Origin of the sequence: Polaribacter cellanae (assembly GCF_017569185.1) — a bacterium.
Lineage (GTDB): Bacteria > Bacteroidota > Bacteroidia > Flavobacteriales > Flavobacteriaceae > Polaribacter > Polaribacter cellanae.
In genome coordinates this window covers 1632569-1653896 of sequence record NZ_CP071869.1, presented here as the reverse complement: position 1 = coordinate 1653896, position 21328 = coordinate 1632569, and the positions used below count along the sequence as shown (strand labels likewise).

Genomic DNA, 21328 nt, shown 5'->3' with positions numbered 1-21328 from the left:
AATGGATATTTTAGAAGCAATTATCCTTGGAATTATACAAGGCTTAACAGAGTTTTTACCAGTCTCTTCAAGCGGACATTTAGAATTGGCAAAAGCCATTTTAGGAGACACCTCTGTACCAGAAGAAAGCCTAACGTTTACAGTTGTTTTACATTTTGCCACAGCATTAAGTACCATTGTAATTTTTAGAAAAGAAATTATTGAAATTTTTAGAGGATTGTTTCAGTTTAAGTGGAACGAAGAATTTAAATTTTCTTTAAAAATTATTATTTCTATGATTCCTGCTGTAGTTGTGGGTTTACTTTTCGAAGAAGAGTTAGCGTCTTTTTTCGGAGGAAAAATATTGTTAGTGGGTTGTATGTTAATTTTAACGGCTTTGTTGTTATTATTGGCAGATAAAGCAAAAGAAACAAATAAAAAAGTCTCTTTTTCGAACTCCGTAATTATTGGAATCTCACAAGCAATAGCAATGTTGCCAGGAATTTCTAGATCTGGAGCAACCATCTCTACATCCGTTTTATTAGGAATCGATAGAACTAGAGCTGCTCGTTTTTCTTTCTTAATGGTTGTTCCATTAATATTTGGTAAAATAGGAAAAGATGTTTTAAGTGGAGATTTAAATTTCGAATCCTCGCAAATGATTCCGATTTTAATAGGTTTTGTTACCGCTTTTTTGGCTGGTTTATTTGCTTGTAAATGGATGATTTCTTTAGTAAAGAAAAGCAAACTTTCTTACTTTTCGATCTATTGTGCAATTGTAGGAAGTATTGCAATTGGCTATGCATTATTAAATTAATAAAACTTTAAATTTCAGCAAATAAATGACTGAAGAAGATTACAAAAACGGACAAGTTTTATTGATTGATAAACCACTAAATTGGACCTCTTTTCAAGTCGTAAATAAATTGCGTTGGGAAATTAAACAGCGTTTTAAACTCAAAAAAATTAAAGTGGGTCATGCAGGAACTTTAGACCCTCTAGCCACAGGTTTGTTAATTATTTGTACAGGAAAGCAAACCAAAGAAATCGATACCTATCAAGGGCAAATTAAAGAATATACTGGAACCTTTACAGTTGGTGCAACCACACCAAGTTACGATTTAGAAACAGCAATAAACGAAACCTATTCAATAGATCATATTTCTAAAAAATTATTAGAAGAAACTACCCAACAATTTATCGGTAAAATTCAGCAAAAACCACCTATTTTTTCAGCAATTAAAAAAGACGGAAAACGTTTGTACGAATTGGCAAGAAAAGGAGAAACTACAGAAATTAAAGCAAGAACTGTAACTGTTTCGGAATTTGAAATTACTAACGTTAACTTACCAAAAGTAGATTTTAGAATCGTTTGTAGCAAAGGAACTTACATTCGTTCCATCGCTTTCGATTATGGAAAAGCACTCAACTCAGGCGCTCATTTATCAACATTAAGGAGAACAAAAATTGGAGATTTTTCTGTAGATAAAGCCCTTTCTTTAGAAGAATTTATTCAGAATTTAAAAGAAAATTAATTCCATATTTCTTAATCACTCTAAGAGAAACCTTAAAGAGTCCATAATAAATTTATTTGTGTTAAGCTTAGGCTTGTTGTTCATATAATTTTGTGTCGTAATTATTAATTAAAAAGGATAAAGATGATGAAAATGAATTCAATTAAATTATTTGCAACTGCATTAACAGTTTTTAGTTTTATGTTAGTTTCATGTAACAATGGAAATAAAAAAGCATCCGAAGCAAAGTCAGAAATTTCTGAGAATATAGAAGCTAAGACGAATAATATTAAGGAAGAAGAAGTGGAAGAAGAAGTTAAAACCCGAACTTACAAGATGAAAGATGGTACTTCTATCACTTACGATTTAGATTCTAAAGGTATTGCTGCTTTCGACGATTGGAAAGATTATACTGTCGTAAACTATGAATTGGCAGTAATGAGAAAGTTTAAAAACCTTACCACTGCACAACGTATTAAAAACATAAACTACAGAATAGCTAATTTAGGAAACACAATTCCTGTTTGGTTAAGAACTAAAGATGTGGTAGAAAATGTTGTAGACGTTCAGAAAAAATACAAAGAATTAATAGACGATAAAGAAGCTTCTGAACAAGAAATGAAAAAAAACTTAGAAGAAGTTATAGAACAATTCGACGATTTAAAAGAAGAATTAAATAAAACTGTAAAAGAATACACAAAAATGCATGAAGCAGCAATCGAAGAATTTAACGAAGAGATTAAAAAAGGAAAAATAGATGCGGCTATTGAAGAGTATAACGAAGAAATAAGAAAATTAGATAAAATTATTGAAAAGAAATAGTTTTCTTTTAGCGATTACAACTCTACATAAAGAGGCTGTTTGAAAAGTAAAATTCAAATTATTTTTTGGTTGACAAAACACTAAAAACCATCATATTTGTGCTAAAAATGATGGCTTTTCTTAAAATTTAGAATGTGCTATAGAAAAAAGTATTCAATAAATTTTTTCAAACAGTCTTATCTTTGTTTTAAATGAAAGCATAAAAAAACCACTCTTAGAGTGGTTTTTTACGTTTTTTAAAAAGCTAAAAATTATTTAGCATCTTGCTCTAACAAATCAAAAAATTGATTTAATTTAGGCATAATAATAATTTTTGTTCTTCTATTTTTCGCCATGTTTTCAGGAGAATTGTTTTCTACCAAAGGTACATATTGGCTTCTACCAGCAGCAATTAAACGCTCTGGCTTAACCCCAAATTTGTATTGTAAAATACGAGTAATAGAAGTTGCTCTTAAAGCAGATAAATCCCAGTTATCTTGTATTAAATTTCTCTTAATTGGAGTTGGATCTGTATGTCCTTCAATCATTACCTCCATTTGAGGCTGGTCTTTAATAACTTTTGCGATTTTTTCTAAAACCGTGTAAGCATTGTCTGTTACGTTATAGCTTCCACTTTTAAACAATAATTTGTCTGAGATAGAAATAAAAACAACAGTTTTTTCAACATTTACTTCGATATCTTTATCTTGTATACCATCCGTTAAATTTCTCGTTAAATGGTATTTAATAGCCAAGTTAATAGAATCTTTCTGAGTCATTGCTTTTCTAATTCCATTAATATACTTGTCTTTCTCACTTAATTGAGAAATTACAGTTTTAATATTATCAGACGAAGATTGTGTTAAAACAGTTAAATTTTCCACTTGTTTTAAAGCAGATTTTTTATCTTCTTTTAAGTATTTTACCTGTTCTTGCAAAGCAAAAACTTTACTATCTTCTTTTTCTTTCTCAATTAAACACTTCTGTAAATTGGTTTTTACAGCAAGTAATTCTTTTTCTGTATTTTCTTTTTCCGTTTGTAATGCTGCAAATTCTTTCTTAGATACACATGAACTAGCCAAAACTACGGATAATAATACTAACGATATTTTCTTCATTATTTTTAAACTTAATGATTTATTATTCCCACAAATTTAACAAAATCAATGAATAAAAAGGGGTAATATCAATAATTTATGAAAAAATTATATATTATTTTTGTAGCTTAGATTTTATAATTATGAAAACATACAGTTTCTCCCTTTCTCTGTTAGTATTTTTATTACTAACCTCATGCGAAAATGAGATTAAAAATGAAGATTTTACTTTAAAAGGGTTTGTATTCGGAACCACTTATAAGATAACTTACTTAGATGCTCCTAAGAATTATCAAAAATCGATAGATAGTTTATTTCGCTTGGTAAATAAATCCGTTTCTACTTATATGCCGAAATCAGATATTTCAAAAATAAATAGTGGAGACACCACTGTTATAGTAGATAAATATTTTAAAGAAATTTTTAAAAAATCGAAAAGAATTTATAAAGAAACAAACGGGTTTTTTGATCCAACAGTGGGTAATTTAGTAAATGCTTGGGGGTTTGGACCCAAAAAAGAAAAAAATGATCTAACAAAAGAGGAGATTGTAAAACAGATGAAACTTGTTGGTTTAGATAAAGTAGATGTTTTAAATAATAAAGTTGTAAAACAAGACCCTGCAATTTATTTAGACTTTAACTCTATTGGAAAAGGATTTGGTATTGATGTAATTGCACGTTTTTTAGAAAGTAAACATATTTCGAATTATTTAGTAGAAATTGGTGGAGAAATTCGTGCAAAAGGAACTAAAAAGAAAGGAAAACCTTGGGTTATTAAATTAGTAGATCCAATAAAAAGCAATTCTAATGCTGGTTATAAAATTTTAAATCTATCAAATAAATCTATGGCAACTTCTGGGAATTATAGAAAATTTAGAATTGCAAACAATGGAAAAAAATATGTACACACCATTAACCCGAAAACAGGCTATGCTTTAGAAAGTAATTTATTAAGTGCATCTGTAATTGCAAATTTAGATTGTGCAGATGTAGATGGTTATGCAACTGCTTTTATGGCTATGGGTTTAGAAAAAACAAAAGATTTTATTAAAAACAATTCAACCATAAGTGTAATTCTTATTTACTTAAATAAAGATGGAAATTTAGAAGAATTTACAAATTATACCTACAAGTAGGTATTTAATTAACCAATTTAAATACTATTTTTGTTATATTGCATAACTTACAAAGGGGAAATCTTAAACTATTATGAAAAAAATACTACTAACGCTTTGTTGCGTTATAACATTTTCGATGTCATATGCTCAATCTAATTTAGATATTGCAAATGTTTATATTAAAAGAGCAAATTCTGTTATAGAAGAAAGTATAAATTACAAAGAAGCATTGTCGCTCTTCGAGAAAGCAATGAAATATATGGATACTATAACTTCGCCAGAAATTGCAAGTTTAGGTTCTAGAATTTATTTTGAATTGGAAAATTATAGAGAAGCAAAAAAATATTCGAAACAATTTTTTCTAGTATCTAAAAATAGGAAATCTGATATGTACCAGCAACAATTAGATTTGTTTGTAACTATTAACGAGGAGTTAGAATTGCAAATTGCAGAAGAAAAAAGAATAGAAGCAGAGCGAATTAAAAAGGAGAAAGAACTACAAAGAATAGATTCTTTAAAAACAGTTTGGAAAGCAGCTTCAGAAAAACTTGCTATAAAGGTTGATAGTATATATAGTTTTAATAAAAATAATTACGCTCTTTATAGCAAAGAAGGTAAGTTTGGAGTAATAAACGATGTTGGCAGTATTGTTGTTGAAGCTTCCGAGTTTCCTTATGGAATTAGTTTCGAAGGTTATATAGTTTTACAGAACAAAAAAGAAGATCCTAATAAAATTTTCTATTTCAACACCTATAAAGGTACAGGAAATATGTTGCCAAATCCGTCAGATTTTAATTCTATTTCTACACATTTTGGAGAAGTTATGTTGCCAAGATCTAATGGCAGGTTGGTAACCTATCCAAATAATTCTTACGAACCTATGATTTACGATTTAAATGTAAAAAAAGTTGTAAAGGTTTCTAACCAAAAAGATTTATTAAAAACTTTAAAGAAAGGAGATATTATTCGTAAATATAATAAAGATGGAGAAGTTAAAATAGAAAAAGAATGGTATATTTTCGGAGGCCATTTGGGTGGAGGAGTTCATCCTTTATATGTAGAAGACGATTATAACATTAATGCCTATTTATTTTCTGTAGATGGAACTGTGTCGCCTGCAAATTCTAAATATAAATATTTAGGAGCTTTCCATAATAACAAAATAGAGGCTATAAAAGAAAATGAAAGAGTTTGGCTCAACCAAAATGGAACGAAAGTAGACGATCTTAAAGACGCAATAGCTAACTACGAAGGAAACTCGAAAGTAGTAAAGCTAGAGGATGGAAAATACCAAATATTAAAAGATGGTAAAATTGTAAAAGGAACAGAATCTTTGGAAAAAATGGTAGATTATTTAAGGAAATTTAATTAATTATTTGTAACATACAGGAAGAATTTCGTTCTTCATTAAACAAAATCGTTCCATTTCTTCTGGGGCGATTTTTTTTGTATAATCTACTTCGTTTACCGTAAAACCAATGGAACGTAATTTGTTAAAATAATCTCGTCCGTAAATTCTTACATGATCATATTGGCCAAAGATTTTAGCACGTTCTTTTGGGTTTGTTATAGAATCGTCTTCAAAAGTTTTTTCTTTTGAAAGATCTTGTGGAATTTGAAAAATGCCAAAACCACCAGGCTTTAAAACTCTATATAATTCTTGCATGGCTTTGGTATCGTTTGGAATGTGCTCTAAAACATGATTGCAAAAAACAATATCAAATTCATTGTCTTTAAAAGGTAAGTCGCAAATATCTGCCTTAACATCTGCAATTGGCGATTCTAAATCGGAAGTGATATACTTTAAGTTTTTCTGTTTCCTAAAAATATCTAAAAAACACTGTTCTGGTGCAATATGTAATACTTTTAATTCTTTTGTTGAAGTAAAAAAATGGGTTTCATCCTTCAAAAAAAGCCACATTAATCGATGTCTTTCTAATGATAATGTAGAAGGAGATAAAGCATTTTCTCTTTGTTTTCCATATCCATAAGGTAAAAATTTCTTAAAACTTCTACCATCTATTGGGTCTGTAAAATTATTACCTTTTAAATACCAGGCAATTATAGGGCGCACCAAATAACTAGCCTTTATTAGAATGGGTCTTGGAATTGTATTTAGGACAAATTTAGATATAGACATGAATTATTTATGCGATTTTAAATTATAGACACAGATTTCACGGATTTTCACTGATGATTGTGTTATAAAATTACTCTATTATATTTTAAACTATCTTCTCCGAAATTAATTAATAAACCAATTTTTAATTTTGAGACTGCTAAATAATTTAATGTTTGCTTTGTGTGAGCAGAAGTTAAACATTGTATGGCTTTTATTTCCAAAACTATTTTATCATCAATTATAAAATCAGATTTATATTGATGAGCCAAAATATTTCCTTTATAATTAATGTTGAATTTTTTCTCTCTTGTATAACTAATATTATTATCTATAAACTCAATTTCTAAAGCATCTCCATAAACAACTTCACTAAAACCTTTTCCTAATTCATTATGAACTTCCATACAAATTCCAATAATCTTATAAGTATCTTCTTTGTATAGTAATTTATTCATATTCGATTATTTATTTGCGAGAATTTTTATAAAAACTACAATATAATTAGCAGTGTAAATCTGTGAAATCTGGGTCTTTTATCTAATTTATTACTCTGCAAAATATATTTTCATCAATTTATAAAAAGCTTTGTTTTAGCCAAATTTATTAGTGAAAATCTGTGAAATCCGTGTCTATAATTTAAAATCTCTGCGTAATAATTACTGTCGAAATTCCTCCTCCTCATCAGTAACAATCCCTAAAGCCTCATGAACATATTTAAACGTAGAAAGTAATTCTGGCTTTCCATTTAAAATCGCAACATCATGCTCGAAATGTGCAGATGGTTTATTATCTAAAGTGGTAATTGTCCAACCATCCGAATGTTGTCTTATTTTATGTGTTCCTAAATTTGTCATTGGTTCAATAGCTACAACCATGCCTTCTGCAAATTTTTTTCCTTTTCCTCTTCGTCCGTAATTTGGCATTTCTGGATCTTCGTGCATTTCTTTTCCTAAACCATGACCTACCAATTCTCTTACAACTCCATAACCATGGTCTTCCGTAAATTTTTGAATGGCATACCCAACATCTCCAACACGATTTCCTGCTTTGAATTCTCGAATACCAACATATAAACTTTCTCTAGTAACTTCTAATAGTTTTTTGGTGGCTTCCTCTATTTCGCCAACTGCAAACGTGTAAGCATGATCTCCATAAAACCCGTTTTTCTTAGCGCCACAATCTATGGAAATAATATCACCTTCTTTTAACGGATTTTTATTAGGAATTCCATGAACTACTTGCGAATTCGGACTCATACAAAGGGTATTAGGGAAGTCGTACAAACCTAAAAAACCAGGAATTGCACCTTCTGCTCTAATAAAATCTTCTGCAAGTTTATCTAAATATAAACTAGAAACACCAGGTTTTACTTCTTTGGCTAACATTCCTAAAGTTTTAGAAACGATTAATGCACTTTCGCGCATAATTTCTATTTCTTCTTTGGTTTTAATTTGAATCATATTAAAAAAATTGAAACGCAAAGTTACTATAATTTAAAGAATTTAGAGTGTAGTTAGGCTATTTGAAAAAAGAGAAAAAACCTCTTCTCTTTTTTACAATTGGTTCGTAGTTAAAAATTTGTTTGTAAACAGCTGTCCAACCAATAAAACCACCAATATTTCTGTCGTCGATAAATAAATCTGCATGGATTTTCCTGCTGTCTTTTCCGTCGAAATTTTCTTCAGGATAACTATTGTTTACTGCATAAAATTCGATGCCATTTTTTTTACAAAAAGCAACAGCTTCCTCTAATTTAGCACCACTTCTATAGGTCCAAAGTATTAATCTGTAACCTTCGGATTGTAGTTTGCGAAGTGTTTCAAAAGCAAAAATTAATGGTTTTCCAATTTCTGGATATGCGTCTTCTACAATGGTGCCATCAAAATCTACTGCAATTAATAGGTTGTTGTTAAAAGGCATTATTTACTTTTATCGTAGGAATGTTTGTAAGGTTGTTTTGAAAGAATTTTTAAAATATCTTTTTCTAAAGATTCTCTTGCATATTCTACATAACGACCTACTTCTTTATCATTTTTATAAAAAATAAAGGTTGGTACTCTTAAAATATTGAAACTTTCTTGTAAATTATCTGGTGTTTTTTTAGAACGATTTACAGTAACCAATTCTAATTTATTCATGTTAAAATTTGCAGCTTCTAATATTTTGAATAAATGTGGTGTTTCTCTCTTACTATCTCCACACCAAGTTCCCATAAAACCTTTAATTTTATAGCCTTTTAATTCTTTTTTTAAAGCTTCGATGGTTTTAGCATCTGGTTTATAATTCTTATAATTTTGAGTAAACCAAGCATTGTAAGGCGCTTGCATAAAAGAGGTTTTATTAGCAAAACCAACTAAGTCTCCACTTTTGTTTTTTGCTGCTGTAATTTCTTGTTGTGCACTGCAAGAAGTTAGTGTTATTGTAAATAAGAATAAAAATAGATATTTCATTTTTTAAGATTTTTAATTTTATAATAAAGAATGTTGTGTCATTTCTTTTGGTTGTTCTACGCCCATTAAATCTAAAATAGTAGGGGCAATATCGCCCAAGATACCACTTTTTACGGATTTTATTTCATTATCAATTAAAATAAAAGGAACAGGGTTTGTAGTGTGAGATGTATGAGGAGAGCCATCTGGATTCATCATTGTTTCGCAATTTCCATGATCTGCTATTAATAAAGTAGAATATCCGTTTTTTAAACCTGTTTCAATTACGTCTTTTGCACAAATATCTACAGTTTCGCACGCTTTAATAGCAGCTTCCATAATTCCAGTATGCCCAACCATATCTCCATTTGCAAAGTTTAAGCAAACAAAATCTGCCTCTCCTTTTTCTAAATCTTTACAAAGTGCATCTCTTAATTCATAGGCACTCATTTCTGGTTTTAAGTCGTAGGTTGCTACTTTTGGTGAATTTCTTAAAATACGAGATTCGCCTTCGAAAGGAGTTTCTTGTCCGCCAGAAAAGAAAAAAGTAACATGTGGATATTTTTCTGTTTCCGCAATTCTAATCTGTCTTTTGCCAGCTTTCGATAAAACTTCTCCCAAGGTATTTTTAATATTTTCGTTTGTGTAAATGGTGTTTATACCTTTAAAAGTATCGTCATATAAAGTAATGGTTGTGTAATAAAGGTCTAATTTTTTCATTCCAAAATCAGGAAAATCATTTTGAGACAAGGCATTTGTTAATTCTCTTCCTCTGTCTGTTCTATAATTAAAAAATAAAACAACATCACCATCTTTTATTTGGGTTTTTGGAGTTCCATCTTCATTTGTTAAGATAATGGGTTCTATAAACTCATCAGTAATATCAGCTTCATAATGCTTGTTTATGGTTGCAATAACATCTGTGGTTTTTGTTCCAATACCATTTACAAGACCTTTGTAAGCAATGCCAATTCTTTCCCAACGATTATCTCTATCCATTGCATAATAACGCCCAGTTACAGTTGCTAATTCTCCAGTGGTTTCTTTCATGTAATTTTGAATATCATTTATGAAAAAAGTACCAGATTTTGGGTCGCAATCTCGTCCATCTGTAAAAGCATGTAAGAATACATTTTCTACATTATTTTCTTTCGCTACATCTAAAATTCCTTTTAAATGATCTATATGCGCATGAATTCCTCCATTAGAAACTAAGCCTAATAAGTGTACATTTTTATTGTTTTCTTTGGCGTAGTTAAAAGTATCTATCAATACTTTTTCTTTTCCTAAAGTTTTTTCTTTAACAGCTTTGTTAATTCTCGCTAAATTTTGATATACAATTCTACCAGCACCTAAATTCATATGACCAACTTCCGAATTTCCCATTTGTCCTTCAGGCAAACCAACATGCAAACCATCGGTTCTTAATTCCGCATGCGGATATTGCTTGTATAAATTGTTAATATATGGTGTGTTTGCGTTGTAAATTGCGGATACTTTTGGATCTTGTGTAATTCCCCAACCATCCAAAATCATTAAAATTACTTTCTTATTCATCATCTAAAATTGAACAGTAAAAATAAGAAAGATTTTTGGCTTCTCTTTAATTTTTTACGAAACCGATAGCGTAAAGGATAACTGCCAATAAAATAATTATTACAAGTACTTTTCGAAAGAAAATAATATTATTTTCTTTCTGCATTTTTTCTCTAATTTCTGCAATTTCTTTTGGAGTTGCTTTGTTTTTAAAATGCAATTCGCTTTTGGTACATTTTTTTAAATCTTTTATTTTATCAAAAGTAGAAACTCGAGTTCTTTTATTTGCTTTTAAACTTGCAATCATCGCAGAAACAGAACCTCCAAAACTCATAATAAATAATTTAGTGTTTGCTTATTAGTAATAAAAAATATAGAAATGTTACAAAAGTTAATTTTTCACTAAAATTATTTATCAATCAGTTTAAAAAAAATGTTATAAATATAAATACAGAAAAAGGAGCTTTTGGATGTTAAAAAATATAAAAACAATATTATAATATGTAATTTTGTAAGAATATTATAATTGTATGTTATGGATGCTCATTTTGAATTGAACGATGTTACCAAGAAACTTCCCAAACATTTACACAAGTTTGTGGTGCAACAACCGTATGACGAATATACAGCGCAAAACCAAGCAGTTTGGCGTTATGTAATGAGAATGAATGTCGATTATTTGAGTAAAGTTGCACACGATTCGTATGTAAAAGGTTTGAAAAAAACAGGAATTTCTATCGATAAAATTCCACATATGGAAGGCATGAATCGTATTTTAAAAGACATTGGTTGGGCTGCAGTTTCTGTAGATGGTTTTATTCCACCCAATGCTTTTATGGAGTTTCAAGCCTATAATGTGTTGGTAATTGCATCAGATATGCGAACAATTAATCACATAGAATATACTCCAGCACCAGATATTATTCATGAAGCTGCAGGACATGCGCCCATTATTTCCAATCCAGAATATGCAGAATATTTAAGGCGATTTGGCGAAATTGGTAGCAAAGCAATTTCCTCTGCAAAAGATTACGAAATGTACGAAGCAATTCGTTTGTTGTCTATTTTAAAAGAAGACCCAAATTCTACAGAAAAAGAAGTAGAAGAAGCACAAGCAAAAGTAGAATATCTGCAAGATAATATGGGAGAATTGTCTGAAATGGCACAAATTAGAAACTTACATTGGTGGACTGTAGAATATGGTTTAATTGGTAGCTTAGAAGCCCCAAAAATTTATGGAGCAGGGTTACTTTCATCCATTGGCGAGAGTGCTTGGTGTATGAAAGGTGAAGTAAAAAAAGTACCTTATTCGATTGAAGCTGCAAATATAAATTTCGACATTACAAAACCACAACCGCAATTATTTGTAACACCAGATTTTGCACATTTAAGTTTGGTGTTAGAGCAGTTTGCCAATAAAATGGCAATTCGAAAAGGAGGTTTAAAAGGCATTCAAAAATTGATGAATTCCAAAAACTTAGGAACGATAGAATTAAGTACAGGAATTCAAATTTCGGGCGTTTTTACTAATGTTATTGAAGATGAAAATGGAAAACCAATTTACTTTCAAACGACAGGAAATACAGCTTTAGCAAACAGAGACAAAGAATTAATTGGCCATGGAGTAGAAAACCATTCTAGTGGTTTTGGGAGCCCTGTAGGAAAGCTGAAAGGTATTAATATTGCCATTGAAAATATGAGCCCAAGAGATTTAGAAGCTTACCAAATTTACGAAGGCAAAAAAATAACACTAGAGTTTGAAGGTGGAGTTAGAGTAGAAGGAGATGTAATTACAGGAACTAGAGATTTAAGAGGTAAAATCTTAATAATTTCTTTCGAAAACTGTACAGTTACACATGGAGAAACTGTGTTATTTAAACCAGAATGGGGTATTTACGATATGGCAGTTGGTAAAGAAGTAGTCTCAGCCTATTCTGGAGCTGCAGATATCAATTCTTTTGAAGATACATCTAAGGTTTCTGAAACGAAAACGCATAAAATTAAATATTCCGAAAACGAGAAAGTTCTCTACAATTTATACGACCATGTTCGTGAAATGCGCTCAACAAACACAGCCTCTCAAGAAAAAATAAAATCTATTTTTAATCAAGTAAAAATAAATTTTCCTTTAGATTGGTTGCTTAGTTTAGAATTATATGAAGTAGCTTTGCAAAATAATTTTGCTGTACAAACAGATATTTTAAATTATCTTTTGGAGTTACAGAAAAATAAAGTGTATAAAAAATTAATTGAAAACGGATTGAATTTGTTGCAGGTAAACGAATTACAATTATAAACTATTAAAAAATGGGATTGTTTGGAATTTTTAGTCAGAAAGATAAAGCTGAAGTTATAAAAGAGTATTTAGAGAAAGATGCAATAATTTTAGATGTTAGAACGCAAGTTGAGTGGAATGAAGGGCATATTGAAAACTCGAAACACATCGTTTTAAATTTAATTCCGTTAGAAATAGAGCAAATAAAATCTTGGGAAAAACCTATAATTGCAGTTTGTAGAAGTGGAGGAAGAAGTGGGCAAGCAACACAATTTTTAGCTCAAAATGGTGTAGATGTTGTAAATGGTGGTCCATGGCAAAATGTGGCACAGCATTTAGACTAACGATAGTTGCCAAACCCTTTTTTTCTTCGTTTTTGAAGGCGGTTGTAAATACTATAAGAATCCAGTATTTTAGTAATAATCGCAAAAACGCCACCTAACATTGCACCTACAAAAGCGCCCATTGTTAAGGCATCAAAATCGTGACCAGTTGTTAAATATTTTATGTAAAATAAAATAATTCCTATAACAATAGATACAAAAAAAGTTTGCAGTTTCGATTTTGAAATGGAATTATATACTCCACAAAAAACTCCTGCAATTATTGAAGTTGCTGTAATTTTAGTTAAAAATAATTCCAGCAAATTATTTGTATTTGTTACAATTACAGAAGTAACAAACATACCAATTAAAGTACCTGCGATTATACCTGTTAAAATTTTTCGAATCATTTTTAATAACGACTATTTTTTAAAGGTACAAAATTTAATTTTTTAAATAAGATTTCTTTTTTGCGCTTTTATTACAGTTTCCATTTTACTGTGTAGTTGTAGTTTTTTGTAAATGTTTTCGATATGTTTTTTAACTGGAGAAGTCGAAATAATTAAATTATTTGAAATTTCGTTATAGTTTAACTCCCTTATTAATAATAATTTATGTTTCTATTTTCGATAATTTTATTCCCTCTAACTCTTCTTTTTTGTTCTAATTTTTTTTTTGAATTTCGTAATAAATTAAGTGTTTTTAAAGCAATATTTGGCGTTATTGGAGCACCACGTTTGGTAACTTGTTATTAAAAAAATAAAAGATAAATGGAACTCAGCCAAATAAAAGCATTTTATTATGTCGAATAAAAGATAGATTTTAATATATAGCTTGTTTTACAAGCCGTAAAAATCAGAAATAATACATTAGTAAAAAAAATATGACAAATGCCCTTATTTTAGAACGAAATAAAAGGAAAATCAGTTGTAATTTTAGCTTTTTTATGGTCTAAATTTTTTAAAAATTTCTGATGTTTTTCAGAATTCTCATGAAAAGGTTTGTGAGCAATTCCTTTTTGAATCATTTCAACTTCTTGCATGGTCGTTTTAGAATCTTCAGTAAACCAAGTAGCTACAAATTTTTCCCAAATATAATTGATGGCTGTTTTGTTCGGATGAATCATGTCTTCCGCATAAAAACGATAGTCTCGCAATTCGTCCATCATAATTTCATAAGAAGGAAAGTAAGAAATGTTTCTTCGGCTGCAGTCGAGAAGTTGGTGAATACCCGAAATTAAATGCGATTTACTTCGCATATTTTCCACAAAACCATCCTTTAAATGTCTAACAGGAGACACTGTAAATAAAATTATAGCCTCTTTATTTACAGTTTTTATAAGTTCGATAATTGCTTCTAAACTTTCGGAAATTTCATTTACAGTCAGTAGTTCTTTTAAGAATTTTTTCTGTGGAATTTTATGGCAATTTGCAACAATTGTATCTGTTTCTATAAATCTGTATACCCAAGAAGTTCCTAAAGTAATAATTATATGAGAAGTTTCTGTAAGTTGTTTTTTAGTTAAAGAAATTGCAGAATTTAAGTTGTGTAGTAACTCATTTTTATCAGCAGCACTTAAATTAGAATGTGCCTCAAAACAATGCCAACGTTCATTTTGGTAAATTAAATCGTCTTCCGAATAATTTTTTTCGTTGATTGCATTTGTAATAATTTTCTCAATAGCTTTTGGTTGAAACAATATTCCAAAAGGATTTTGAACTGACTGAAATTTATAGAATGCTAATTTATTACCAATATTTTCTGAAAAACAAGAACCTAATAAGAGAATTTTAGAATTATAATCTATTTGGTTTCTAGCCTTTTTCTTAAGTGGAATTTGGGTTAGCAGATTCATTTTTTTAAACAATATAGTCCTGAGCTTTTTCCAAAGCTTTAGGTATTCCTCCAGGGTTTTTTCCACCAGCAGTTGCGAAGAAATTTTGTCCTCCACCACCACCATGAATTAATTTTCCTAGTTCTCTTACTACTTTCCCTGCATCGTAACCACGTTCGTTGGCTAATTCTTTAGAAATATAACACGTTAGCATTGCTTTTTCTTTACTTGGAGCAGTTGCGAATAATAAAAATAAATTTTTGTGGTCTTTTCCTAAATCGAAAGCTAAATTCTTAATTCCGTTTGCGTCTAAATCTACTTTTGTCGCTAAAAATTGAACACCATTAATTTCTTGTAACTGGCTTTTTAATTCTCCAGATAAATTTTTGGCTTTGTCTTTTAAAAGTTGCTCTATTTGCTTTTGTAAACTGGCATTTTCCTCTTGCAATTTCTGCACTGCTTTTACAGGTTCTTTTGCGTTATTTAACAAGTCTTTAATTTCAAATAAAGTTCTATTATTTTCATAATAAAAGTCTTTAACAGCTTCGTTTGTAATCGCTTCTATTCTACGAATTCCTGCAGCAACTGCGCCTTCCGATTTTATTTTAAAATGCCAAATATCAGCTGTATTTTTTACATGCGTTCCACCACAAAGTTCCATAGATTTTCCAAATTTTATAGCTCTAACAGTGTCGCCATATTTTTCGCCAAACAAAGCCAAAGCACCTTCGTTTAAAGCTTGTTGTATTGGAATGTTCCTTCTTTCAACTAAAGGAATTTTACCAGCAATTCTTGCGTTTACAAAATCTTCTATATCTCGTAATTCATCAACTGTTAATTTAGAAAAATGAGAAAAATCGAAACGTAAATATTTAGAATGTACTGCAGATCCTTTTTGCGCTACATGCGTGCCTAAAATTTCTCTTAAAGCTTGGTGTAAAAGATGTGTTGCTGTATGGTTGCACTCGGTTCTGTAACGTTGTTTTTCATCTACAACCGCTTTAAAACTCTCATTTAAGTGCTTTGGAAGGTTTTTCGTAAAATGAATAATTACGTTGTTTTCTTTTTTGGTATCTAAAATATAAACGACATCTCCATGAATGTCTTCTAAATATCCTTTATCGCCAACTTGTCCACCACCTTCAGGATAAAAAGGTGTTAAATTGAATACCAACTGATACATTTCGCCATCTTTTTTAGAAGTAACTTTTCTGTATCTCGTTAGTTTTACATTTGCTTCCAAAGTATCGTAACCAATAAATTCTTCTAGAGTATCCTCTATTAAAATAGTCCAATCGTCGGTAGACATTTCGCTTGCGGCTCTCGATCTATTTTTTTGTTTCTGAAGTTCCTCTTGGAATCCTTTTTCATCTAAAGTAAATCCTTTTTCAGAAAGAATTAAAGCAGTTAAATCTACAGGAAAACCAAAAGTATCATATAATTCGAACACTTTTTCTCCAGAAATTTCTTTTGAGGAAGCATTTTTGATAATTGCATCTAACAAAACCAAACCTTGATCTAAAGTTCTTAAAAAAGAAGTTTCTTCCTCTTTAATTACACTTTCTATCAATTGTTTTTGAGCTTTCAATTCTGGGAAAGCTTCGCCCATTTTTTTGCTTAAAACATCTACCAATCTATAAAGAAAAGGTTCTTTTTTATCCAAAAAAGTAAATCCATAACGAACGGCTCTTCGTAAAATTCTACGAATTACATAACCAGCACCAGTATTACTTGGCAGTTGTCCATCTGCAATTGAAAAAGCAACAGCTCTTACGTGATCGGAAATTACACGAGTTGCAATGTCTTGTTTTTCGTTATTTCCATATTTTGTATTGGTAATGGTTTCAATTTCTCTAATAATTGGTGTAAAAACATCTGTATCGTAATTCGATTGTACGTTTTGTAAAACCATACACAAACGTTCGAAACCCATTCCAGTATCTATATGTTTATTGGGTAAATTTTCAAGCGAACCATCTGCTTTTCGGTTGTATTGCATAAAAACCAAATTCCAAATTTCTACTACTTGCGGATGGTCTTCATTAATTAAAGTGCGTCCATCTACTTTCGCTTTTTCTTCGACAGAACGAATATCTACATGAATTTCAGAACAAGGGCCACAAGGTCCTTGCTCGCCCATTTCCCAGAAATTATCCTTTTTATTTCCTTTTAAAATCCGGTCTTCCGCAATAAATTCTTTCCATAAATCATACGCTTCAGTATCCATTTTTAAATTGTCGGAATCTTCAGTTCCTTCAAAAACAGTAACATATAAAATGTCTTTGTCAATTTTATAAACTTCGGTTAATAGTTCCCAAGCCCAAGCAATTGCTTCTTTTTTAAAATAATCTCCAAAAGACCAATTTCCTAACATTTCGAATAATGTATGATGATAGGTGTCGTAACCCACTTCTTCTAAATCGTTGTGTTTTCCTGAAACTCGTAAACATTTTTGCGAATCTGCAATTCGGTTATTTTTTGGAGTTCCATTTCCTAAGAAATACTCTTTAAATGGTGCCATACCAGAGTTTACAAATAGTAAAGTGGGGTCGTCTTTGGTAACCATAGGAGCAGAAGGTACAATTAAATGCTGTTTTTCTTTATAAAAGTTTAAAAAAGTAGTACGAACATCTTGAGATTTCATAGAATAGAAGTTTCTGTTTTTATTGGATTTTTGTTAATTAATTTCTAAAAAACTACTTCAAAAAAGCAGTTGTAAAACATTTTGTAAATTTGTGAGTTATTAAAAACAAGATTCCAATAAAAAACGAATTTAAGAGCACAAAAATAGTACATTTAACAATATGGCAAAAGTAAAATATTATTACGATGCAGATACGCTTTCTTACAGAAAAATTGCTGTAAAGAAAAGTGCTTATCTAAAAAAAACTGTATTTGGTATTTTTGCTGTTTTTTTAATTGCTTTTATTGGTTTTATTCTCTTTAGTCAGTTTATAATGTCTCCAAACGAAAGAGCACTAAAACGAGAAAACGAGCACTTAAAACTGAATTACGAGCTTTTATCAAAAAGAATTGAAGAAAATGCAGAAATTTTAGCACAGATTCAAGAACGAGACGATAATATCTATAGAACGTATTTCGAAGCAAATCCAATTCCTGAAGAACAAAGGAAAGCTGGTTTTGGTGGTGTAAATAGGTATAAGCATTTAGATGGTTACGATAATTCTAAAATGATTACAAAAATTACGAAAGATGTAGATGTTTTGTCGAAACAAATGGTGGTTCAATCGAAATCTTTAGATGAAATTGTTGCATTGGCCAAAGAAAAGGAAGAAATGTTGGCTTCGATTCCAGCAATTCAACCTGTAAAAAACGAAGATTTAAAAAGAATGGCTTCTGGTTATGGAATGCGAATACATCCTATTTTAAAATATCGTAAAATGCATAAAGGAATGGATTTTACAGCGCCAGTTGGTACTCCAATTTATGCGACAGGTAATGGAACAGTAATTCGTGCGCAAAGAAGTAGTTCTTTTGGTAATGTGGTTTATATCGACCATGGTTATGGTTACAAAACGATTTATGCACACATGAGCAAGATAAAAACTAGAAAAGGAAAAAAAGTAAAACGTGGCGATTTAATTGGGTATGTTGGAAATACAGGCTTATCTGCAGCAGCACATTTACATTACGAAGTACATAAAAACGATCGACCAGTAAATCCTATTTATTTTTATTATGGCGATTTATCTCCAGAAGAATTCAAAGCGATGCAAAAAGCAGCAGATATAGAAGGGCAGTCTTATGATTAAGTTTGAAGTTGGAAGCACGAAGTTTGAAGTTGGAAGTTTGGAGTTGGAAGCACGAAGTTGGGAGTGAAAAATAATTGAATAACTTTTTCGCAATAACATCTTTTTTTAAAACTTAATTATTTACTTTGAATCTTGAATTCAAAACAAACCTTGAACCCACAGTATGCACGTAGATTTACCAGAAAAAAGATACTACAAAATTGGCGAAGTTGCGAAAGCTTTTAACGTAAATGCGTCTTTAATTCGCTTTTGGGAAAAGGAGTTTGCGATTATAAAACCCAAGAAAAACGCCAAAGGAAACCGTCTTTTTACACAAGATGATATTGCAAACTTTAAGCTAATTTTTAATTTAGTAAAAGAAAGAGGCTTTACCTTAGAAGGCGCAAAACAAAAGCTGAAGAAAAACCCAGAATCTACCTTTAATAAGCACGAAATAATTACAAGATTAGAATCTGTAAAAGCAGAATTGAATAAAATAAAAAATCAGTTGTAACAGAATAGATATTTCTGTGTCTAATAATTAATATAACCTTTAAATTCTCACGAATATTAGGTATTTTTGAAGCAATAAAAAAAATCAACTAATAAATTAAAAATAGAAATTATGAAAAAATGGTTAATCCCAGTAATAGTAATTGTTGTAATTGTATTTGGAGTATACAGCTGGGCAAAAGGTTTTAATAACGAAGCAGTAGTTTTGCAAGAAGACGCAAAAACAACTTGGTCTAACGTAGAAAGTTCTTACCAACGTAGAAACGATTTAATTGGAAACTTAGTAAAAACAGTACAAGGAGCTGCAGATTTCGAAAAAGAAACCTTAACGCAAGTTATAGAAGCAAGAGCTAAAGCAACATCGACTACAATAAATGCTGGAGATTTATCACCAGAAAAAATGGCGCAATTTCAACAAGCACAATCTGGTTTAAGTGGTGCTTTATCTAAATTATTGTTAGTAGTGGAGCGTTATCCTGATTTAAAGGCGAATGCCAATTTTTTAGAATTACAGAGCCAATTAGAAGGAACAGAAAACAGAATTAATGTTGCAAGAGACCGTTTTAATGCAGGTGTAAATAAGTACAATAAGCATATAAAAATATTTCCTAACTCAGTTTTAGCAGGTATTTTTAATTTTGATGAAATGGCTCGTTACAAGGCAGATGCTGGTTCAGAAAATGCACCAGATGTAAATTTTGATTTTAAAAAGAAATAAATAGTATGTCTAAAGTAGAAGAATTTCTTAGTCCAGCAGAAGAAAAAGAAATTATTTCTGCGATTAGAATAGCAGAGAAAAATACTTCTGGCGAAATACGTGTACATATAGAAGATTCTTCCAATAAAGACCATTATAAGCGTGCGTTAGAAGTATTTCATCTGTTAAAAATGAACAATACAAAAGACGCAAATGCGGTCTTAATTTATGTGGCTGTAAATGATAAAAAGTTTGTTATTTATGGTGATAAAGGAATTAATGAAGTGGTTCCCAAAGACTTTTGGAATACCACCAAAGATGTAATTCAAAACAACTTTAAAAAAGGAAATTTCAAACAAGGTATTGTTGATGGGATTTTAAAAGCCGGTGAAGAATTACAAGACCATTTTCCTTGGCATATAGACGATAAAGACGAACTTTCTAATGAAATTTCTAAAGGATGAGTTTGAGTAAGCAGTATTCAGTAGGCAGTTTTCAGTCATTAGTTTGTGGTAAAAAGTTCCTTTTTCTAGTCGCTCTTTTATTTTCATTCAATCTTTTTTCTCAAGGATATACAATTCCAGAAAAACCAAGTTTTATTCCTGCACTTATAGATAGTATTGGTCTTTTAGATGATTTTCAGTTTAAAAAATTATCTAAAAAATTAGAAGTTTATAGCGATTCTACTTCCACAGAAGTTTTTGTAGCGATAATAAGTACTACAAAAGGAGAAGATATCGCTTATTTAGCCACAAATTGGGGGCATAAATGGGAAATTGGAAAAAAAGGAAAAGACAATGGAGTTTTTGTTTTAGTAGCAAAAGACGATAGAAAAGTAACTATACAATCTGGTTATGGAACAGAGCATCTTCTTACCGATTTTATGTCTCGCAGAATTATTGAAAGAGAAATTACTCCTGCTTTTAAACAAGGTAATTTTTACGGAGGTTTAGATAAAGGAACAGATGCCATTTTTAAGGTTCTTAGTGGAGAATATAAAGGAGAAAAAAAGCAAGGTTCAAATGGTTTTGATCCTGGAATTATATTTTTTATCTTAATAATTATCATCTTTATTATTTTAATTTCTAGAGGAAACAAAAACAATGGAAGTGGAGGCAAACGATTTCGAAGAGGATCGTTAGCAGACACAATTTTCGACACGATTATTTTAAGCAACGCTGGTAGAGGTGGAGGAAGTTTTGGTGGCGGTTTTGGAGGTTCTTCTGGAGGTGGTTTTGGAGGTTCATCTGGAGGAGGATTTGGTGGCTTTGGTGGAGGTGGCGGCTTTGGTGGAGGTGGAGCTTCTGGTGGTTGGTAACTTTCATAGTACACTTTTTA

At 30.4% G+C, this 21328-nt stretch carries 24 protein-coding genes; 12 read left to right on the top strand and 12 right to left on the bottom strand.

Annotation, left to right across the window (positions count from 1 at the left end; all coding sequences use genetic code 11):
• Nucleotide 1 precedes the first annotated feature (1 nt).
• The 3 genes from J3359_RS07485 to J3359_RS07475 all read left to right on the top strand — a co-directional run bounded on the left by J3359_RS07485 (nt 2) and on the right by J3359_RS07475 (nt 2315).
• Nucleotides 2–796, top strand: coding sequence for an undecaprenyl-diphosphate phosphatase (locus J3359_RS07485; protein WP_208080080.1), 795 nt, complete (start codon nt 2–4; stop codon nt 794–796).
• Between the two features lie 25 nt (nt 797–821).
• Nucleotides 822–1514 (top strand): tRNA pseudouridine(55) synthase TruB, encoded by a 693-nt coding sequence (truB, locus tag J3359_RS07480; protein ID WP_208080079.1) that lies wholly within the window; start codon nt 822–824, stop codon nt 1512–1514.
• A 132-nt stretch (nt 1515–1646) separates the two neighbouring features.
• On the top strand, nt 1647–2315 hold the full coding sequence (locus tag J3359_RS07475; protein WP_208080078.1) for a hypothetical protein: 669 nt from the start codon (nt 1647–1649) through the stop codon (nt 2313–2315).
• A 251-nt stretch (nt 2316–2566) separates the two neighbouring features.
• On the opposite strand, the gene J3359_RS07470 is transcribed toward J3359_RS07475, so the two are convergent.
• Nucleotides 2567–3412, bottom strand: coding sequence for an OmpA/MotB family protein (locus tag J3359_RS07470; protein WP_208080077.1), 846 nt, complete (start codon nt 3410–3412; stop codon nt 2567–2569).
• Between the two features lie 122 nt (nt 3413–3534).
• Here J3359_RS07470 and J3359_RS07465 point away from each other — a divergent pair, with 122 nt between their 5' ends.
• Both J3359_RS07465 and J3359_RS07460 read left to right on the top strand, forming a co-directional pair.
• A complete protein-coding gene (locus tag J3359_RS07465; RefSeq protein ID WP_208080076.1) occupies nt 3535–4527 on the top strand; it encodes an FAD:protein FMN transferase in 993 nt (330 codons plus the stop codon).
• Nucleotides 4528–4600: 73 nt separating this feature from the next.
• On the top strand, nt 4601–5881 hold the full coding sequence (locus J3359_RS07460) for a hypothetical protein (protein ID WP_208080075.1): 1281 nt from the start codon (nt 4601–4603) through the stop codon (nt 5879–5881).
• Here J3359_RS07460 and J3359_RS07455 read toward each other — a convergent pair whose 3' ends face one another.
• From J3359_RS07455 to J3359_RS07425, 7 genes are all read right to left on the bottom strand, one after another.
• The gene (locus tag J3359_RS07455) at nt 5882–6649 is read right to left on the bottom strand and encodes a class I SAM-dependent methyltransferase (protein ID WP_208080074.1); all 768 of its coding nucleotides are present in this window, start codon (nt 6647–6649) and stop codon (nt 5882–5884) included. It abuts the gene before it with no gap.
• Nucleotides 6650–6711: 62 nt separating this feature from the next.
• Nucleotides 6712–7086 carry a GxxExxY protein gene (locus J3359_RS07450; protein ID WP_208080073.1) on the bottom strand — a complete coding sequence of 125 codons (375 nt, stop codon included), beginning with the start codon at nt 7084–7086 and terminating at the stop codon, nt 6712–6714.
• A gap of 201 nt (nt 7087–7287) precedes the next feature.
• Entirely contained in the window at nt 7288–8091 is an 804-nt protein-coding gene (gene map, locus J3359_RS07445; RefSeq protein ID WP_208080072.1) for a type I methionyl aminopeptidase, read from the bottom strand.
• A 58-nt stretch (nt 8092–8149) separates the two neighbouring features.
• Nucleotides 8150–8551, bottom strand: coding sequence for a BT0820 family HAD-type phosphatase (locus J3359_RS07440; RefSeq protein ID WP_208080071.1), 402 nt, complete (start codon nt 8549–8551; stop codon nt 8150–8152).
• Entirely contained in the window at nt 8551–9081 is a 531-nt protein-coding gene (locus tag J3359_RS07435) for a thioredoxin family protein (RefSeq protein ID WP_208080070.1), read from the bottom strand. Before J3359_RS07435 ends, J3359_RS07440 begins: the two co-directional genes overlap by 1 nt.
• An 18-nt stretch (nt 9082–9099) precedes the next feature.
• Nucleotides 9100–10617 (bottom strand): 2,3-bisphosphoglycerate-independent phosphoglycerate mutase, encoded by a 1518-nt coding sequence (gpmI, locus tag J3359_RS07430; protein WP_208080069.1) that lies wholly within the window; start codon nt 10615–10617, stop codon nt 9100–9102.
• Nucleotides 10618–10663: 46 nt separating this feature from the next.
• Nucleotides 10664–10930, bottom strand: a complete 267-nt coding sequence (locus J3359_RS07425) for a hypothetical protein (protein WP_208080068.1) — start codon at nt 10928–10930, stop codon at nt 10664–10666.
• A 201-nt stretch (nt 10931–11131) separates the two neighbouring features.
• On the opposite strand from J3359_RS07425, the gene J3359_RS07420 reads away from it, so the two are divergent.
• A complete protein-coding gene (locus J3359_RS07420; RefSeq protein WP_208080067.1) occupies nt 11132–12892 on the top strand; it encodes an aromatic amino acid hydroxylase in 1761 nt (586 codons plus the stop codon).
• Between the two features lie 11 nt (nt 12893–12903).
• Nucleotides 12904–13215 carry a rhodanese-like domain-containing protein gene (locus J3359_RS07415; RefSeq protein ID WP_208080066.1) on the top strand — a complete coding sequence of 104 codons (312 nt, stop codon included), beginning with the start codon at nt 12904–12906 and terminating at the stop codon, nt 13213–13215.
• Here J3359_RS07415 and J3359_RS07410 read toward each other — a convergent pair.
• The 4 genes from J3359_RS07410 to alaS all read right to left on the bottom strand — a co-directional run bounded on the left by J3359_RS07410 (nt 13212) and on the right by alaS (nt 17672).
• Nucleotides 13212–13604, bottom strand: a complete 393-nt coding sequence (locus J3359_RS07410) for a hypothetical protein (protein WP_208080065.1) — start codon at nt 13602–13604, stop codon at nt 13212–13214. The two genes, J3359_RS07415 and J3359_RS07410, sit on opposite strands and share 4 nt — an antisense overlap.
• A 42-nt stretch (nt 13605–13646) precedes the next feature.
• A complete protein-coding gene (locus tag J3359_RS18530) occupies nt 13647–13727 on the bottom strand; it encodes a hypothetical protein (RefSeq protein WP_367890396.1) in 81 nt (26 codons plus the stop codon).
• A gap of 368 nt (nt 13728–14095) precedes the next feature.
• Entirely contained in the window at nt 14096–15049 is a 954-nt protein-coding gene (locus J3359_RS07400) for a GSCFA domain-containing protein (RefSeq protein WP_208080064.1), read from the bottom strand.
• A 4-nt stretch (nt 15050–15053) separates the two neighbouring features.
• Nucleotides 15054–17672, bottom strand: a complete 2619-nt coding sequence (gene alaS / locus J3359_RS07395; protein ID WP_208080063.1) for an alanine--tRNA ligase — start codon at nt 17670–17672, stop codon at nt 15054–15056.
• A 160-nt stretch (nt 17673–17832) separates the two neighbouring features.
• Between alaS and J3359_RS07390 the strand changes: the two genes are divergently transcribed.
• From J3359_RS07390 to J3359_RS07370, 5 genes are all read left to right on the top strand, one after another.
• A complete protein-coding gene (locus tag J3359_RS07390) occupies nt 17833–18801 on the top strand; it encodes a M23 family metallopeptidase (RefSeq protein ID WP_208080062.1) in 969 nt (322 codons plus the stop codon).
• Nucleotides 18802–18964: 163 nt separating this feature from the next.
• Nucleotides 18965–19294, top strand: a complete 330-nt coding sequence (locus tag J3359_RS07385; RefSeq protein WP_208080061.1) for a MerR family transcriptional regulator — start codon at nt 18965–18967, stop codon at nt 19292–19294.
• A gap of 111 nt (nt 19295–19405) precedes the next feature.
• Nucleotides 19406–20011 (top strand): LemA family protein, encoded by a 606-nt coding sequence (locus J3359_RS07380; RefSeq protein WP_208080060.1) that lies wholly within the window; start codon nt 19406–19408, stop codon nt 20009–20011.
• A 5-nt stretch (nt 20012–20016) separates the two neighbouring features.
• The gene (locus tag J3359_RS07375; protein ID WP_208080059.1) at nt 20017–20454 is read left to right on the top strand and encodes a TPM domain-containing protein; all 438 of its coding nucleotides are present in this window, start codon (nt 20017–20019) and stop codon (nt 20452–20454) included.
• Nucleotides 20451–21308, top strand: coding sequence for a TPM domain-containing protein (locus J3359_RS07370; protein ID WP_208080058.1), 858 nt, complete (start codon nt 20451–20453; stop codon nt 21306–21308). Before J3359_RS07375 ends, J3359_RS07370 begins: the two co-directional genes overlap by 4 nt.
• The last annotated feature ends 20 nt before the right edge of the window (nt 21309–21328 follow it).

What these genes read in the sequence shown, in the direction of transcription:
- alaS (WP_208080063.1), bottom strand. Translation starts at nt 17,672, where the DNA reads ATGAAATCTCAAGATGTTCGTACTACTTTTTTAAACTTTTATAAAGAA.
- J3359_RS07380 (WP_208080060.1), top strand. Translation starts at nt 19,406, where the DNA reads ATGAAAAAATGGTTAATCCCAGTAATAGTAATTGTTGTAATTGTATTT.
- J3359_RS07385 (WP_208080061.1), top strand. Translation starts at nt 18,965, where the DNA reads ATGCACGTAGATTTACCAGAAAAAAGATACTACAAAATTGGCGAAGTT.
- J3359_RS07415 (WP_208080066.1), top strand. Translation starts at nt 12,904, where the DNA reads ATGGGATTGTTTGGAATTTTTAGTCAGAAAGATAAAGCTGAAGTTATA.
- J3359_RS07425 (WP_208080068.1), bottom strand. Translation starts at nt 10,930, where the DNA reads ATGAGTTTTGGAGGTTCTGTTTCTGCGATGATTGCAAGTTTAAAAGCA.
- J3359_RS07435 (WP_208080070.1), bottom strand. Translation starts at nt 9,081, where the DNA reads ATGAAATATCTATTTTTATTCTTATTTACAATAACACTAACTTCTTGC.
- J3359_RS07465 (WP_208080076.1), top strand. Translation starts at nt 3,535, where the DNA reads ATGAAAACATACAGTTTCTCCCTTTCTCTGTTAGTATTTTTATTACTA.
- J3359_RS07475 (WP_208080078.1), top strand. Translation starts at nt 1,647, where the DNA reads ATGAATTCAATTAAATTATTTGCAACTGCATTAACAGTTTTTAGTTTT.
- J3359_RS07390 (WP_208080062.1), top strand. Translation starts at nt 17,833, where the DNA reads ATGGCAAAAGTAAAATATTATTACGATGCAGATACGCTTTCTTACAGA.
- truB (WP_208080079.1), top strand. Translation starts at nt 822, where the DNA reads ATGACTGAAGAAGATTACAAAAACGGACAAGTTTTATTGATTGATAAA.
- J3359_RS07420 (WP_208080067.1), top strand. Translation starts at nt 11,132, where the DNA reads ATGGATGCTCATTTTGAATTGAACGATGTTACCAAGAAACTTCCCAAA.
- J3359_RS07470 (WP_208080077.1), bottom strand. Translation starts at nt 3,412, where the DNA reads ATGAAGAAAATATCGTTAGTATTATTATCCGTAGTTTTGGCTAGTTCA.
- J3359_RS07375 (WP_208080059.1), top strand. Translation starts at nt 20,017, where the DNA reads ATGTCTAAAGTAGAAGAATTTCTTAGTCCAGCAGAAGAAAAAGAAATT.
- J3359_RS07400 (WP_208080064.1), bottom strand. Translation starts at nt 15,049, where the DNA reads ATGAATCTGCTAACCCAAATTCCACTTAAGAAAAAGGCTAGAAACCAA.
- J3359_RS07410 (WP_208080065.1), bottom strand. Translation starts at nt 13,604, where the DNA reads ATGATTCGAAAAATTTTAACAGGTATAATCGCAGGTACTTTAATTGGT.
- J3359_RS07440 (WP_208080071.1), bottom strand. Translation starts at nt 8,551, where the DNA reads ATGCCTTTTAACAACAACCTATTAATTGCAGTAGATTTTGATGGCACC.
- J3359_RS07460 (WP_208080075.1), top strand. Translation starts at nt 4,601, where the DNA reads ATGAAAAAAATACTACTAACGCTTTGTTGCGTTATAACATTTTCGATG.
- gpmI (WP_208080069.1), bottom strand. Translation starts at nt 10,617, where the DNA reads ATGAATAAGAAAGTAATTTTAATGATTTTGGATGGTTGGGGAATTACA.
- map (WP_208080072.1), bottom strand. Translation starts at nt 8,091, where the DNA reads ATGATTCAAATTAAAACCAAAGAAGAAATAGAAATTATGCGCGAAAGT.
- J3359_RS07455 (WP_208080074.1), bottom strand. Translation starts at nt 6,649, where the DNA reads ATGTCTATATCTAAATTTGTCCTAAATACAATTCCAAGACCCATTCTA.
- J3359_RS07450 (WP_208080073.1), bottom strand. Translation starts at nt 7,086, where the DNA reads ATGAATAAATTACTATACAAAGAAGATACTTATAAGATTATTGGAATT.
- J3359_RS07370 (WP_208080058.1), top strand. Translation starts at nt 20,451, where the DNA reads ATGAGTTTGAGTAAGCAGTATTCAGTAGGCAGTTTTCAGTCATTAGTT.
- J3359_RS07485 (WP_208080080.1), top strand. Translation starts at nt 2, where the DNA reads ATGGATATTTTAGAAGCAATTATCCTTGGAATTATACAAGGCTTAACA.